We start from the raw sequence: 14,858 nt of genomic DNA on the forward strand, positions 1-14,858 counted from the left end.
CTTTTGGAAAAAATATTATTCATTATCTCCATATATCGTTTAAATCGAACAGAGTAAAGTCACTTTTGCATAACAAAATAGCAACAAGGCGGGCGCAGTAGCGCCACCCTGAATAAGGATGCAATGATGACGGATACCCTACAGGCCTTGATGGCCTTTTCGCCTATCGTGGTAAGTGGCGTGCTTTTGGTCGGTTTTAATTGGTCAGCCAAGCGGACCATGCCGATTGCCTTTCTGTTAACTGTATTGATCGCCCTGTGGGGGTGGCAGATGAGCCCGAACAGGGTGCTTGCCTCGACCTTGCAGGGTTTGGTGATTACGCTGACCGTTTTGTGGATCGTATTTGGCGCCATTCTGATGCTCAATACGCTTCAACACACCGGTGCTATTACGGCGATCCGAAGCGGTTTTAGCCATATTTCACCAGATCGACGTATTCAAGCCATTATCATTGCCTGGTGTTTTGGTACCTTTATTGAAGGTGCGTCTGGTTTTGGCACGCCGGCCGCCATCGCTGCCCCTCTGTTGGTGGCGATTGGTTTTCCGGCACTTGCTGCCGTGATGCTCGGCATGATGATTCAGTCAACACCGGTCTCTTTTGGCGCCCTGGGAACCCCGATACTGGTGGGGATTAACAAAGGGCTTGATAGCCAAGCCATCAGCCAAACATTAGCGGCGGGAGGAAGTAGCTGGGACATCTATTTGCAGCAGGTGACAACTTATGTTGCGCTGATCCACGCGAGCATTGGCACCTTTATGCCCGTATTGATGGTGATGATGTTGACCCGCTTCTTTGGGCCTGGCCGCAGTTGGCGTGAAGGGTTGGCCATTTTGCCATTCGCTATTTTTGCTGGGTTGGCCTTTACGGTGCCCTATGCTTTGACCGGTATACTGCTCGGCCCAGAATTTCCTTCTCTGGTGGGTGGCCTGGTGGGGTTGGTCTTGGTGGTTACCGCTGCACGTTATGGTTTTCTGGTGCCGAAAAAGCACTGGGACTTTGCGCCAGAATCTCAATGGCCTGCGGTGTGGCTCGGCTCTATCAAATTCGATCGAAAAGCGACTTCCGAACGCCCTATGTCGTTAACATTAGCTTGGCTGCCTTACGTGCTGTTGGCTCTGTTGCTAGTGGCAAGCCGCATCATCCCTGAGTTTAAAACCCTGTTACTGTCAGTGAATCTGGCTTTCAACGATTTACTGGGCGAAAAAGGGGTCGGCGCCTCCATTGAGTTCCTTTACCTACCTGGCGGGCTTTTGGTGTTTTGTGCAGTGATGGCAAGCCTTATGCATGGTCGCTCACTGGCACCGGTGGGTAAGGCGCTGGGCGAGTCAGGGCGTACGCTGATCGGTGCTGGTTTTGTGTTGCTGTTTACTGTCCCTATGGTGCGTATTTTCATTAACTCGGGTGTTAATGGTGCTGATCTTGCCAGTATGCCAGTGGCTACTGCTAACTTTGCTGCGGGTTTAGTTGGCGAATTTTTCCCTATGCTCAGTGCCACTATCGGCGCGTTGGGGGCCTTTATTGCTGGCTCTAATACCGTATCGAACATGATGTTTAGTCAATTCCAGTTTGAAGTGGCTCAGACTCTTGGGATTTCTACTGTGGTTATGCTGGCTCTGCAAGCGGTAGGTGCGGCAGCGGGTAACATGATCGCTATTCATAATGTGGTCGCTGCCTCAGCTACTGTCGGCTTGCTTGGAAGAGAAGGGGTGACGCTGCGCAAGACCGTGCTGCCGACGTTATATTACCTTTTAGCGACCGGTCTTATCGGTTTGTTATTGATTTACGGTTTCCAGGTAACTGATGTACTGATGCAGTTAAAGTAAGGAGAGAACACGATGAAGGTCATGCGCGTATATCCTGCCAAGCCTGCTGATGTGTACCTTTATGCGACCTGTTTGGTGGATCTGTTTGAACCACAAGCAGGAGTTGATGCGATCACTTTGCTTGAACGTGAAGGCGTCAATGTACACTTTGTGCCGAAACAGACCTGCTGTGGCCAACCTGCTTATACCTCGGGTTACGAGGACGAAGCGCGAGCGGTGGCAACCAGCCAGATGGCGTTGTTTCCTGAGCCTTGGCCTGTGGTGGTGCTTTCTGGCTCTTGTGGTGGAATGATGCACCATCATTATCGGCGGTTGTTTCCTGACAGTGGCGCAGTGGCCGCTTTTTGTGATCGCGTATTTGAGCTTACCGAGTTTCTGGTAAACGTTTGTCGGGTGCGCTGGTTTGGCGTGGGAGAGGCGCGAATTGTGATGCATACGGCTTGCTCGGCTCGGCGGGAGATGCAGGTGCATACCACAGCGCGCAGCCTGCTGGAGCAGTTAGCGGGGGTCACGTTACTTGAACAGGCTGAAGAGAGTGAGTGTTGCGGTTTCGGTGGTACCTTCTCGGTTCGACATCCGGCGATTAGCGAGGCCATGGTGGAAGACAAAGTTCGCCATCTGCAGAATACCGGAGCAGAAATGTTAGTGAGTGCTGACTGGGGATGTCTGCTGAATATCAAGGGGGCCTTGGCTTATCAGGGGAAGGTGTTACCCGCTCAGCATCTGGCCAGTTTTTTGTTGGCTCACAGCCAGCGGCAGGAGAGCGTTCCCAAAGAGAGTGAACAGAGAAACCCGGTATTGACTCATCACAAAGAGGGGGGAAAGGATGAGTACACAGGCTAAATTTTCACCCCGCAATTTCCATCCGCAGGCGGAGGCAGCGTTGGCGGATCCGGTGTTGCGTCAGAATTTTCGTGGAGCGATGGATTACCTTCGCACTAAACGACGAGAGGCGTTTGCTGACCCGGCGGAAGAAGCGGCAGTGCGTGATGCTGCTGAGCAGATCCGCCAGCGCAGTCTCTCGCATTTGCCGGCATTGCTGGAACAACTCGAAGCACGCTGTCAGGAGAATGGTATTCAGGTGCACTGGGCGCAGACGCCAGATGAAGCGAATACCATCATTTATGAGATAGCACAGCGTCACCAAGTGCAGACTATCGTCAAAGGCAAGTCCATGGTGAGCGAAGAGGTGGGCTTCAACCATGCGATGGCTGCTCATGGCATCCACTGCCTGGAAAGCGATATGGGGGAGTATATCGTCCAACTGGATGGTGACGCCCCTTCTCACATCATCATGCCGGCTATCCATAAGAACATACAGGAAGTCAGCGATACCTTTGTTGAACACCTTGATGGCTTTACCCCTACCCATGATGTGGATGCGTTGATTCAGACTGGGCGCAGGGCATTGCGTGAGCAATTTCGCCGAGCCGATATGGGGCTATCAGGCGTTAATTTCGCGGTCGCTGAAACCGGTACCCTCTGTCTGGTGGAAAACGAGGGTAACGGACGTATGTGTACTACCATACCGCGAGTACATGTCGCCATTACCGGAATTGAGAAAGTGGTGGCGTCGTTGAGTGATGTGCCCCCGCTGTACAGTGCGTTGACGCGATCGGCCACCGGTCAGGCTATCACCACGTATTTCAATCTGATCAGTGGTCCGCGTCGCCCAGGGGAGCTTGATGGCCCAGACGAGGTGCATTTGGTGCTGCTTGATAATGGCCGTAGCCAAGCTTATCAGGACCCGGCTTTGCGTCAGACCTTGCAGTGCATTCGTTGTGGTGCCTGCATGAATCATTGCCCAGTCTACACCCGTATTGGCGGCCATGCTTATGGTACGGTCTACCCCGGCCCTATCGGCAAGATAATCTCTCCTCATTTGCTGGGGCTTGAGAACACCCAACATCTGATCACCGCCTCCAGCTTGTGTGGCGCCTGTGGTGAAGTGTGTCCAGTACGTATTCCGATTCCTGATTTGCTGCAGCGCTTGCGGCGTGAAGCCAAACACCCTGCGGCACCAGGCCATTTACCGCTCGCTGGGCAGGGTAAAGCAGCCAAACCGATTGAACGTGTTTTGATGCGGGGGTTTGCCGTGCTAGCCACCCATCCGCGCCTCTATCATACTTTCACCGCGATTATCGCTCGTTTTCAGCGCCTGATACCGAAACACCTTGGCCCTTGGACGCGTTGTCGGCAGGTGCCTAAACCCGCGCCCAAGAGCCTGAATACTTTGCTGCGCCAACAAAGAAAGGAGTGACAGATGTCCAGTAAGGCCGCTATTTTAAACCGTTTGCGCAGCGCTAATGTTGCCCCGCTTCCTGTTTATCCCTCTCAGTGGCAACCTTGGACGGGGGCTGATGATAGTGCCAGAAGGCAACGTTTTTGTATGGCTATCACTGCAGCTCATGCTGAAGTCCTGAGCGTAAAGCACGGGTTGCTTGCTCAGAAACTAGGGGAGTGGCTCAACCGTGAGCAGATAACGACCCTGGTTTGTGGCCGAGGAGGACGCTGGGAGAACGCGGTGAATGAGGCTATACAGGGGTGTGATGTATTACGCCCTGAGGGAGAGTTTGCTGAGTGGAAAGAGGCGTTGTTTGACCGCTGCCAGGCGGGCATTACTCATTGTTATGCCGCTATTGCTGATACCGGCACCTTAATCTTGTTGCCGGACGCCGGAGAGCCACGTACGCTTTCGTTAGTGCCCCCCTGCCATATTGCTTTGCTCGCAGCCTCTACGCTTGTTGACAATTTTGCTCAATGGGTAGCGAATAACGCTTTCGAGCAGGGGATGCCGACAAATTTATTGCTGATATCCGGTCCATCGAAAACAGCCGATATACAGCAGACGTTAGCCTATGGCGCTCATGGTCCGAGTCGCTTACTGGTGATATTAGTGGAGGATTGTTGATGAGCTGGCATGATTTTGATACTGCATTACAAACACGAATTCCCGCCGAGCGCATCATTCGAGATCCGGATCTTCGTCTCGCCCATGGTACCGACGCCAGTTTCTATCGGTTGATACCGGAGCGCGTGGTACGCCTTGGCTCGCTGGATGAAGTTCGTTTTGTTTTGGGCGTGTGCCGAGAACTTAATTTGCCCTGTACTTTTCGTGCTGCGGGCACCAGTCTTTCTGGGCAGGCGCTCAGTGATTCGGTGTTGATCACGTTGACCGATGAATGGCGTGGCCAGCGTATTTTGGATGATGGCAGCCGTATTGCCCTGCAACCCGGGGTTATTGGTGCTGATGCTAACCGCTATCTGGCACCGTTTGGCCGCAAAATAGGTCCTGACCCGGCCTCCATCAATGCTTGTAAGCTCGGCGGTATCGCTGCTAATAATGCGAGTGGTATGTGCTGCGGTACGGCGCAAAACAGCTACCATACTTTACATGCCATGACGTTGTTACTGGCGGATGGTACGTTACTGAATAGTGCTGATCCTCAAAGTCGTCTCGCCTTTGCTGCTGCGCGCCCGGATCTGATCAATGGCCTTGCGGCTTTGCGTGCTGAGGTTCTGGCCAATGAAGCCCTTAGCGCTAAAATTCATCATAAATACCGTCTTAAAAACACCACGGGATACGCTATCAATTCCTTGGTTGATTTTGAAGATCCCATCGACATATTGACTCATCTGATGATCGGTTCGGAGGGAACCTTAGGGTTTATCGCCGAATTGGTGCTTGATACCGTGCCAGAACATCCTTTCAAGGCGTCTGCGTTGTTGATCTTTAAAGACGCTGAACAAGCCTGTCTGGTGACTTCACGTCTGCGTCAGGAGCCTGTTGCGGCGGTGGAGTTGATGGATGGGCGCTCATTGCGCGCAGTGGCCGGTAAGCCGGGTTTGCCCGACTCTATCAACGGCATGAGTCTTGCTGCCTGTGCCTTGCTGGTGGAAGTGCATGGGCAAAATGAGGCGCAATTGAACGCGCGTTGTGAGCAGGTAATGGCGTGCGTTGCCGCGTTTGAACCTTTGTCATCACTCCCTTTTACTCGAGACAGTGAGCCGCTTTGGGCGATCCGTAAAGGGCTTTTCCCAGCGGTAGGTGCTGTGCGTACAACGGGCACCACGGTCATCATTGAAGATGTGGCTTTTCCTGTTGAGCGGTTGGCTGAAGGCGTGGTTGAACTACAACAGCTGTTCGACCATTTCGAATACCACGAAGCAATTATCTTCGGCCATGCGCTGGAGGGAAACCTGCATTTTGTCTTTACTCAGGGTTTTGAGGACCCAGAGCAGGTGGCGCGTTACGGCAAATTTATGGATGCAGTTGCCGAATTGGTGGCGGTTCGCTTCGGGGGTTCCCTCAAGGCTGAGCATGGTACCGGACGCAATATGGCACCTTATGTGGAGTTGGAGTGGGGGCCGGAAGGAATGAGCTTGATGCGACGCATCAAGGCATTACTTGACCCAACAGGCCTGCTTAATCCTGGTGTGATTATCAACGATGATCCGCAGGCGCATTTGACTCATCTAAAACCGATGCCAGCCAGTGATGCCATTGTGGACCCCTGTATTGAATGTGGTTTTTGTGAAGCGGTGTGCCCCTCACGCACGCTATCCTTGTCACCGCGTCAGCGTATTGTGCTTTATCGGGAACTAGCTCGGCGTGAACGTAGTGGGGAGGCCACTGAACAACTTGCCAAGCTTTTTGACTATCAAGGCGTGGAAACCTGTGCCGCGACCGGATTGTGTGCTGACCGTTGCCCCGTGGGTATCAACACCGGCACCTTGATAAAAAAACTGCGTAGTGAAAAATATCGCCGTTTTGTCCCTATTGCTCGCTGGAGTGCGGTGCATTTTGCGGGTATCACCAGTGTGGCTCGCAGCACACTGAAGCTCAGGGGGATAGTCAGTAAAATCGTGGGTGAACGCCCGCTGGCAGGTCTGGTTAATGGTGTACGGCGTATGAGTGGGCAGCGTACTCCCGCTTGGCTGCCGACGTTGCCGGGGCCGAGTCGTTACCAGTTACAAAGTGAAAAAGCGCCGCTCAGTGAAGAGGCAGAGCGGGCAGTGGTTTATATGCCTTCGTGTGCGAGTCGTGTCTTTGGGCAACAGAACGACGCACCGGCTTTACCCGAAGTGGTAAAATCGCTGCTCGCTAAAGCAGGCTGTCGGGTGATTGTTCCAACAGGTCTTGATGGGCTTTGTTGCGGCATGCCGTTCGACAGTAAAGGAATGAGCGAGATTGCAGAAACCAAACGTCAGGGGTTGGCTGAGGCATTGTGGCAGGCAAGTGAGTCAGGCCGCTGGCCAGTGCTGCTGGATACCAGTCCCTGTGTTCAGCGGTTACTGGTAGGCGAACGAGCGGAAGAGAATGGCAGGGGGCTGCGGGTTTTTGAACCGGCTGCTTTTGTGCTTGAGCATCTGATGCCTTATCTAACAGTGACGCCCATTGATGAAACGGTGATGCTGCATGTGACTTGTAGCAGCCGGCGCATGGGTTTGGAGAGCACCATGCTTGCGGTAGCCAAAGCTTGTGCCCGAGAAGTGGTCGTGCCGGAATTCATCCAGTGTTGTGGCTTTGCGGGTGATAAGGGGTTGATGACACCTGAGTTAAACGCCTCTGCGCTATCGAGCTTGCGCCATCAGGTGCCTACTGACTGTCGCCAAGGTTTTAGTAATAGCCGTACCTGTGAGATGGGGTTGAGCCAGCATGCAGGTATCCCCTATAACAATATTTTGTATTTGGTGGATCAGGCTGCTGATTAACCCATTGGGTTTTGGCGATTGCCAAGGTGATCGTCAAGTATGCTTGCAACTGTGGGATTTGAAGGTATTCAGGAATGCATAGCGTCCAGGCTTTATGTTCTGGACGCTAGCTATTTCAGGTTACTTCACCACTCGTAACGCTGGGCGGCCACCACGAGGAGGTGGTGGCGGCTCATCATCAGTGTGATGGTTATCATCGCTATCTGGGCGATCACCATCAATCAATGACATCAGATTCCCTGCTGGCGTTGCTGGCTGGTCTATCTCACCGAGGTTATCTTCGATTTCGTAGGCAGCTTCCGGTTCAAACAGGGTACCTGCACCGTTTTCTCGGGCATAAATCGCCAGTACGGCACCCATCGGCACTTGAACCTGGCGAGGAATGCCACCAAAGCGGGCGTTAAAGCTGACTTCTTCATCAGCCAGTAGCAGGTTGCCGACTGCGCGCGGCGCAATGTTGAGCACAATCTGACCATCGCGGGCAAACTCGATAGGAACCTGAACGCCAGGATACATGATGTCCACCACCAGATGAGGGGTCAGTTGATTATCCAACAGCCAGTCATAGAATGCCCGTAACAGGTAAGGGCGGCGTGGGGTCATTTGCGACATATCCATAACACTTAGACTCGAGTTTGGAGCCGCATTTCGCGCTCGGCTTCAGTAAGGGAGGCCAGGAATGCGTCACGCTCGAAGACGCGGGTCATGTAGCCTTTCAGCTCTTTGGAGCCGGCACCGCTCAGTTCAATACCCAATTGCGTCAAACGCCACAACAATGGGGCGAGGTAACAATCGACCAGGCTGAACTCTTCACTCATAAAATAAGGGGTTTGAGCGAAGATAGGCGCAATGGCCAGCAGTTCTTCGCGCAGTTGACGGCGTGCTGATTCAGCTTCCTGTGCGTTGCCCTGCTCGATTTTGTACATCAGCGAGTACCAGTTTCGCTCGATACGCAACATCATCAAACGGCTTTCACCACGCGCCACAGGATAGACCGGCATGAGCGGTGGGTGAGGGAAACGCTCATCAAGGTATTCCATGATGATACGTGATTCATACAGAGTCAGTTCACGATCAACAAGTGTCGGTACGGTTTGGTAAGGATTGAGGTCAATCAGATCCTGCGGCAGATTGTCCGGTTCAACCTGCTCAATCTCGACGCTGACCCCTTTTTCCGCCAGTACGATACGTACTTGATGGCTAAAGATGTCGGTCGGGCCAGAAAACAGCGTCATTACCGAACGTTTGTTGGCAGCGACAGCCATGAAAACCTCCAAGTTTTATCTAGAAAATATGGCAAATAGCCAAATACCCATTACCTTGCATGCTACTCACTCTATGCTGCTGATGGCGATGATGAATACCCGTCATCATTCAGGCCACAGATAAACCAGAGGTCAAGAACACGGCCTCAAAGGTAGACTCGCAGTAGCTGCGTAGTGAACAGGGGCAAAAGTGGATAATAGTTTACCAGATTTTGATTTTTTTGTGGGGGGCATGCAGTGATTTCATGTGGAATTATCTGTATGACCGCGAAATTTGGTTGTTTTAATTTATTGTAACAATAAAAAAACCCGGTGAAGCACCGGGTTTTCGCGTAAATCGTACTGTCGAAACAGTAGAAATTAACGCTTGGAGAACTGCGGACGGCGACGTGCTTTACGCAGACCGACTTTCTTACGTTCAACCTGACGAGCGTCACGAGTGACGAAGCCAGCTTTACGCAGTTCAGAACGCAGAGTCTCGTCATACTCCATCAGTGCACGGGTGATACCGTGACGGATAGCGCCAGCTTGACCGGAGATACCACCACCTTTAACAGTGATGTACAGATCCAGTTTGCCAACCATATCGACCAGTTCCAGTGGTTGACGAACTACCATGCGGGCAGTTTCGCGACCAAAGTACTGTTCCAGGCTGCGCTGGTTGATAACGATGTTACCGCTGCCCTGCTTGATAAAAACGCGAGCGGCGGAGCTTTTGCGGCGACCAGTGCCGTAGTATTGATTTTCAGCCATTGCCTATAATCCCGATTAGATGTCAAGAACTTGCGGTTGCTGTGCCGCGTGATTGTGCTCAGTGCCAGCGTAAACTTTCAGTTTACGGTACATTGCACGACCCAGCGGGCCCTTTGGCAGCATGCCTTTAACCGCGATTTCAATCACACGCTCAGGACGGCGGGCAATCATCTCTTCAAAGGTCGCTTCTTTGATACCACCGATGTGGCCAGTGTGGTGATAGTACACTTTGTCTGTACGCTTGTTGCCGGTAACGGCCACTTTTTCTGCGTTCAGAACGATGATGTAATCACCGGTATCAACGTGCGGGGTATATTCCGCTTTATGCTTGCCGCGTAAACGACGAGCCAGTTCAGTCGCTAGACGGCCTAAGGTTTTACCGTCTGCATCAACAACATACCAGTCGCGTTTGACGGTTTCTGGCTTAGCTGTAAAAGTTTTCATTAAAAAGCTTACCCAATAATTTAGTTACACGTAGGTGTTCACCCAACGCTTAAAAACAGTTGAGGCTCACACGACCATCAAGTCCAGCAAACCTACCCCTTCGAATAGCCATTGCCGGCACTATAAAGTTTTTGGGAAAAAAACTTTGTTGTAACGTGGGGTCGCAGGATTATAGAGAAGTCACTATCAAAGATCGAACAGTTTTTGATTTTGAGCGCAATTATTTGTGTCGCCGGGGGGAACTATGCCCCTTTAGACTGGATAATGGGGCGGATGTCAAAAAAAGCCCCATTGCTCAGTATTACGGCAGGTGGGGTAACTTTAGGTATTCCTCACTCTGCATCTCCTGCAAGCGCGATAAACAGCGTTGGAACTCGAATTTTAGCTGTTCCCCCTGATAAATTTCAAACATAGACCCCTCGGCACTGATCACCAGGTTGACGTGGCGTTCATAAAATTCATCAACCAGCGCCAGAAAGCGGCGAGCGGTGCTCTCGTTCAGTGGCCCCATCACGCGGACATTGTATAGCATCACGCTGTGGTAAAGGCGTGACAAGGCGATGTAATCCAACTGGCTGCGCGCTTCTTCACACAATGTATGGAAATCAACGGCCAATACGCCATCCACGGCGTGCAGAACTGGGAGGGGGCGATGATTGATTTGTAACACCAACCCAGCATTACCCATGTTGCCTGCCAGCCTGAGGAACATATGGTCCATTGCCTCTTGCGTCTGCTCAGTGAGTGGGGTCAAGTAGAGATGCGCTTGTGTCAAGGTGCGCAAACGGTAATCGATGCCAGCATCCACGTTCATGACCTCACAATGCGCTTTGATCAACGCAATGGCGGGTAGGAAACGTGCGCGTTGCAGACCATGGCGGTACAGATCGTCTGGCTGAATGTTTGAGGTGGCGACCAGCGTGATACCTCGGGCGAATAACGCTTGCAGTAGTGTTGCCAGCAGCATGGCGTCAGTGATGTCAGAAACAAAAAACTCATCAAAACACAACACATCTGTTTGTGCCTTAAAGCCATCGGCAATGATTTCCAACGGGTTTTCATGCCCCTGTAATGTCATCAGTTCTTCATGCACCCGCAACATGAAACGGTGGAAGTGCAAGCGTAGTTTGCGGTCATCTGGCAAGCTGTGGAAGAACAAGTCCATCAGCCAGGTTTTACCACGACCCACACCGCCCCACATATATAAGCCCTGCACCGGGCGCGGGTGTGTCGTTGCTGGCCCTTTGCCCAGCCAGTGGCTGAGTTTCCAGCGACTCCCTCCTTTGGTCGCAACGTCAGTCGGCCGGTGTTGCAAGGCTTGATAAATATGATCCAACTGCGTAACAGCCTGGTGCTGGACCGCATCGGCCTGATATTGCCCCGCGTCCAGAGCCTGCTGGTAGCGTGATAACGGTGACTGTACTTGCATTTATTCAAAAATCCCTAAGAACATTGAGAATTAATTTAGCAAATTTTCGTGGCGGATAGCTGCAACTTCACTACCTGTTTATGGTATTTATCAGCACTATATCCAGAGGAAAAACCAATAAACATCAGGTAAAGGTTTAACAAGATTCCACTTAGACAAGGTTAACGGTTATAGTGGATATTATTAAGTAAAAAAATCCCTGCGGAACAACGAAGTTAACATAGGAGTCATTATGACCTGGGAGTATGCGCTGATTGGTTTGGTGGTCGGTATCGTCATTGGCGCGGTAGCGATGCGTTTCGGTAATAGTAAATTACGGCAACAAAAAGCGCTGCAGAGCGAGCTGGATAAAAGTAAAACCGAATTGGAAGAGTATCGTAAGGAACTGGTAGGCCATTTCGCACACAGTGCCGAGTTGCTTGATAACATGGCGCGTGACTATCGTCAGTTGTATCAGCATATGGCGAAAAGCTCTAATCACTTGTTGCCGGATCTTCCCGTACAGGATAACCCATTTCGCTATCGCTTGACTGAATCAGAAGCAGATAACGATCAAGCACCTGTGGAGATGCCGCGTGACTACTCTGAAGGGGCATCTGGTTTGTTGCGTGGTACAACAAACCGCGATTAATTTCGGCCAATGGGAATATTTCCATTACGGTTGAACGTCTCTTTTTCCACTGCGAGGTCCATTCCTGGGCCTCGCCATTTGTCACATGCCCATGCTGTTCGAAACGCATGGGGGTGGTCATAATTTGTGCATCGGTATCAGAGTGGCTTATCATTGATTGATAGCCCTGTGAATACTTTGCGCAAATTTACAGTCTTACACTTCACTGACATGTTACTGTTGCTTTATTATCATTATTTCACCTGCAGGTATAAAGAGAGAGTTCTTAATGATGAAGAAACCATCTTTAATTCTTAGTGCATTAGCAATAGGTATGAGCTTGGCGTTTGCTTCTGTTCCAATGGTCAACGCCGCAATGCCTGTAGCTGTTGAAGGGCAACCACTGCCAAGCTTGGCACCGATGTTGGAGAAAGTACTGCCTGCTGTAGTGAGTGTGCGTGTGGCAGGTACTCAGGTGCAACGCCAACAATTACCTGAGCAGTTTAAATTCTTTTTTGGACCGAATGGACCTTCGCAACAGGGAGGCTCACGTCCTTTTGAAGGATTGGGGTCCGGTGTCATTATTGACGCCGCAAAGGGTTATATTTTAACCAATAACCATGTGATTAATAACGCTGATAAAATTAGCGTGTTACTCAATGATGGCCGTGAATATAGTGCCAAGCTGATTGGCCGTGATGAGCAATCTGATATTGCATTGTTGCAGGTTACTGATGGCAAAAATCTGACAGCGATAAAAATGGCGGATTCCGATCAACTGCGTGTCGGTGACTTTGCCGTGGCGGTAGGGAACCCCTTTGGTCTCGGTCAGACAGCAACATCAGGGATTATCTCGGCACTGGGTCGTAGTGGCTTGAATCTGGAGGGGCTGGAAAACTTTATCCAGACCGATGCCTCTATCAACCGTGGTAACTCCGGTGGCGCGTTGATTAACCTGAATGGTGAATTGATCGGTATCAACACCGCGATCCTAGCACCAGGCGGTGGCAATGTCGGGATCGGTTTTGCCATTCCTAGCAACATGGCACAAAGCCTGAGTAAACAATTGATCGAGTTTGGCGAAGTGAAACGCGGCCTGCTGGGTATCAAAGGGAGTGAAATGACCGCCGATATGGCGAAAGCGTTCAATTCCGAAGCGCAGCGCGGTGCTTTTGTCAGTGAAGTATTGCCAAAGTCGGCCGCAGCCAAAGCAGGTATCAAGGCTGGTGATATTCTGATTTCTCTGGACGGCAAGCCTATCAGTAGTTTCGCTGAACTTCGAGCCAAGGTAGGTACCACCGCTCCAGGCACTAGCGTTAAAGTGGGCCTACTACGTGAAGGTAAATCGATGGAGCTTTCTGTTACGTTGGATAACAGTGAAAGTGCATCAACCAATGCCGAGACTTTGTCGCCTTCCTTGCAAGGGGCATCCTTGAGTAATGGCGTTTTACCCAACGGCGATAAAGGCGTGAAGATTGACAACGTTGATAAGGGTACCCCAGCGGCACAAGTCGGCCTGCAAAAAGGGGATATGATTATCGGTGTCAACCGTATACGTGTCGAGGATCTCACGGCGTTGCGTAAGCAGATGGAGAACAAACCTGCAGTCATAGCGCTGAATATTGTACGCGGTGACGAAAACATCTACCTGTTATTGCGTTAACTTGTTCAAAAACTGGGCTCAGTGGCATACTGTGCCCAGTTAACTCGTGTTATCCTTTCTCAATCGTTCCATCTATGCACTGAAACTCCATGTTTGCTAAGTTATTACGTTCTATTGTTGTTGGTTTGATTGTCGCTGGCCTGTTGCTGGCGGTCATGCCCGTGTTGCGTTCTTCCAGCAATCTATTTACCAGCAAATCTGAGAGTACCAGTGATGAAATCCCCCTTAGCTTCAATGCGGGTGTGCGTCGCGCAGCCCCAGCAGTGGTTAATATTTATAATCGCAACATAAGTGGAGCAACTAATCTGCTTTCGCTGGGTTCCGGTGTGATTATGAATGATCGCGGCTATATCATCACCAATCGTCATGTGGTCAAGAATGCCCAGCAGATTACCGTTATGTTGCAGGATGGGCGCCGTTATGAAGCGCTGTTGGTGGGGGCTGATAGCTTAACCGACTTGGCGGTATTAAAGATCGATCCAGGTAATTTACCGGTTATCCCTATCAACAAGGCGCGTCCAGCCCATGTTGGTGATGTTGTCCTGGCGATAGGCAACCCCTATAACCTGGGGCAGACGGTAACTCAAGGCATCCTCAGCGCTACTGGCCGAGTCAGTTTGAGTACCACTGGCCGGCAAACTTTTCTGCAAACCGATGCTTCAATTAACCGCGGCAATTCTGGTGGTGCCTTGGTGAACTCACTGGGTGAGTTAATGGGCATCAATACGCTGACTTACGATAAAGCGACTAATGGTGAGACACCAGAAGGATTAGGTTTTGCGATTCCAGTGGAACTGGCCACTAAAATTATGGATAAGTTGATTCGCGATGGGCGGGTGATCCGTGGGTATTTCGGTATTCAGGGGAAGGAGATGCCGATTCGCCCCATTAATAGCAATATTGAACATTTACAAGGGATCATTGTGACCGAACTTGCCGCTAATGGCCCAGCTGCCAGTGCAGGGTTTCATATTAACGACATCATCATCAACGTAAATAACAAACCCGCGACCTCCGTTTTGGAAACCATGGACCAAGTGGCAGAGATCCGACCGGGTACCGAGATCCCGGTAGTGGTATTGCGTGATGGTCAGCGTATGACATTGACTATGACGGTGGGGGAGTTCCCGGAAGATAATACTTAAACGTTTGTTT

13 protein-coding genes are annotated in these 14,858 nt (G+C 51.1%); 8 read left to right on the forward strand and 5 right to left on the reverse strand.

The window, feature by feature from the left end; all coding sequences use genetic code 11:
• The first annotated feature begins 123 nt into the window (after nucleotides 1-123).
• The 5 genes from AC2A06_RS07315 to AC2A06_RS07335 are packed head-to-tail and all read left to right on the forward strand — an operon-like array spanning nucleotide 124 to nucleotide 7,539.
• Entirely contained in the window at nucleotides 124-1,824 is a 1,701-nt protein-coding gene (locus AC2A06_RS07315; RefSeq protein ID WP_484379858.1) for an L-lactate permease, read from the forward strand.
• Nucleotides 1,825-1,836: 12 nt separating this feature from the next.
• Nucleotides 1,837-2,667, forward strand: a complete 831-nt coding sequence (locus AC2A06_RS07320; protein ID WP_484379859.1) for a (Fe-S)-binding protein — start codon at nucleotides 1,837-1,839, stop codon at nucleotides 2,665-2,667.
• Nucleotides 2,651-4,084 carry a LutB/LldF family L-lactate oxidation iron-sulfur protein gene (locus AC2A06_RS07325; protein WP_484379860.1) on the forward strand — a complete coding sequence of 478 codons (1,434 nt, stop codon included), beginning with the start codon at nucleotides 2,651-2,653 and terminating at the stop codon, nucleotides 4,082-4,084. The genes AC2A06_RS07320 and AC2A06_RS07325 overlap by 17 nt, the downstream gene beginning before the upstream one ends.
• Nucleotides 4,085-4,087: 3 nt before the next feature.
• Nucleotides 4,088-4,735, forward strand: coding sequence for a LutC/YkgG family protein (locus AC2A06_RS07330; RefSeq protein ID WP_023489383.1), 648 nt, complete (start codon nucleotides 4,088-4,090; stop codon nucleotides 4,733-4,735).
• Nucleotides 4,735-7,539 (forward strand): FAD-binding and (Fe-S)-binding domain-containing protein, encoded by a 2,805-nt coding sequence (locus AC2A06_RS07335; RefSeq protein ID WP_484379861.1) that lies wholly within the window; start codon nucleotides 4,735-4,737, stop codon nucleotides 7,537-7,539. The genes AC2A06_RS07330 and AC2A06_RS07335 overlap by 1 nt, the downstream gene beginning before the upstream one ends.
• Before the next feature lie 120 nt (nucleotides 7,540-7,659).
• Here AC2A06_RS07335 and sspB read toward each other — a convergent pair whose 3' ends face one another.
• The 5 genes from sspB to zapE all read right to left on the reverse strand — a co-directional run bounded on the left by sspB (nucleotide 7,660) and on the right by zapE (nucleotide 11,430).
• Nucleotides 7,660-8,157, reverse strand: coding sequence for a ClpXP protease specificity-enhancing factor (sspB, locus tag AC2A06_RS07340; RefSeq protein ID WP_023489381.1), 498 nt, complete (start codon nucleotides 8,155-8,157; stop codon nucleotides 7,660-7,662).
• 5 nt (nucleotides 8,158-8,162) lie between these two features.
• Nucleotides 8,163-8,804: a stringent starvation protein SspA gene (sspA, locus tag AC2A06_RS07345; RefSeq protein ID WP_023489380.1), complete on the reverse strand. Its 642-nt coding sequence runs from the start codon at nucleotides 8,802-8,804 to the stop codon at nucleotides 8,163-8,165.
• 360 nt (nucleotides 8,805-9,164) lie between these two features.
• Complete coding sequence (rpsI, locus tag AC2A06_RS07350; protein WP_023489379.1) at nucleotides 9,165-9,557, reverse strand: 30S ribosomal protein S9; 393 nt, start codon at nucleotides 9,555-9,557, stop codon at nucleotides 9,165-9,167.
• 15 nt (nucleotides 9,558-9,572) lie between these two features.
• Entirely contained in the window at nucleotides 9,573-10,001 is a 429-nt protein-coding gene (rplM, locus tag AC2A06_RS07355) for a 50S ribosomal protein L13 (protein WP_023489378.1), read from the reverse strand.
• A gap of 301 nt (nucleotides 10,002-10,302) precedes the next feature.
• Entirely contained in the window at nucleotides 10,303-11,430 is a 1,128-nt protein-coding gene (gene zapE / locus AC2A06_RS07360; RefSeq protein WP_484379862.1) for a cell division protein ZapE, read from the reverse strand.
• 232 nt (nucleotides 11,431-11,662) lie between these two features.
• On the opposite strand from zapE, the gene zapG reads away from it, so the two are divergent.
• From zapG to degS, 3 genes are all read left to right on the forward strand, one after another.
• The gene (gene zapG, locus AC2A06_RS07365) at nucleotides 11,663-12,061 is read left to right on the forward strand and encodes a Z-ring associated protein ZapG (protein ID WP_023489376.1); all 399 of its coding nucleotides are present in this window, start codon (nucleotides 11,663-11,665) and stop codon (nucleotides 12,059-12,061) included.
• Nucleotides 12,062-12,332: 271 nt separating this feature from the next.
• On the forward strand, nucleotides 12,333-13,703 hold the full coding sequence (degQ, locus tag AC2A06_RS07370; protein ID WP_484379905.1) for a serine endoprotease DegQ: 1,371 nt from the start codon (nucleotides 12,333-12,335) through the stop codon (nucleotides 13,701-13,703).
• A gap of 89 nt (nucleotides 13,704-13,792) precedes the next feature.
• Nucleotides 13,793-14,848, forward strand: a complete 1,056-nt coding sequence (gene degS / locus AC2A06_RS07375) for an outer membrane-stress sensor serine endopeptidase DegS (RefSeq protein ID WP_484379863.1) — start codon at nucleotides 13,793-13,795, stop codon at nucleotides 14,846-14,848.
• The last annotated feature ends 10 nt before the right edge of the window (nucleotides 14,849-14,858 follow it).

The organism is Serratia sp. HNCC26DJ244, from assembly GCF_057180565.1.

Bases quoted from the DNA above. Each gene is read 5' to 3' on its own strand.
- AC2A06_RS07315 (WP_484379858.1), top strand. From the start codon at position 124: ATGATGACGGATACCCTACAGGCCTTGATGGCCTTTTCGCCTATCGTG.
- AC2A06_RS07320 (WP_484379859.1), top strand. From the start codon at position 1,837: ATGAAGGTCATGCGCGTATATCCTGCCAAGCCTGCTGATGTGTACCTT.
- AC2A06_RS07325 (WP_484379860.1), top strand. From the start codon at position 2,651: ATGAGTACACAGGCTAAATTTTCACCCCGCAATTTCCATCCGCAGGCG.
- AC2A06_RS07330 (WP_023489383.1), top strand. From the start codon at position 4,088: ATGTCCAGTAAGGCCGCTATTTTAAACCGTTTGCGCAGCGCTAATGTT.
- AC2A06_RS07335 (WP_484379861.1), top strand. From the start codon at position 4,735: ATGAGCTGGCATGATTTTGATACTGCATTACAAACACGAATTCCCGCC.
- sspB (WP_023489381.1), bottom strand. From the start codon at position 8,157: ATGGATATGTCGCAAATGACCCCACGCCGCCCTTACCTGTTACGGGCA.
- sspA (WP_023489380.1), bottom strand. From the start codon at position 8,804: ATGGCTGTCGCTGCCAACAAACGTTCGGTAATGACGCTGTTTTCTGGC.
- rpsI (WP_023489379.1), bottom strand. From the start codon at position 9,557: ATGGCTGAAAATCAATACTACGGCACTGGTCGCCGCAAAAGCTCCGCC.
- rplM (WP_023489378.1), bottom strand. From the start codon at position 10,001: ATGAAAACTTTTACAGCTAAGCCAGAAACCGTCAAACGCGACTGGTAT.
- zapE (WP_484379862.1), bottom strand. From the start codon at position 11,430: ATGCAAGTACAGTCACCGTTATCACGCTACCAGCAGGCTCTGGACGCG.
- zapG (WP_023489376.1), top strand. From the start codon at position 11,663: ATGACCTGGGAGTATGCGCTGATTGGTTTGGTGGTCGGTATCGTCATT.
- degQ (WP_484379905.1), top strand. From the start codon at position 12,333: ATGAAGAAACCATCTTTAATTCTTAGTGCATTAGCAATAGGTATGAGC.
- degS (WP_484379863.1), top strand. From the start codon at position 13,793: ATGTTTGCTAAGTTATTACGTTCTATTGTTGTTGGTTTGATTGTCGCT.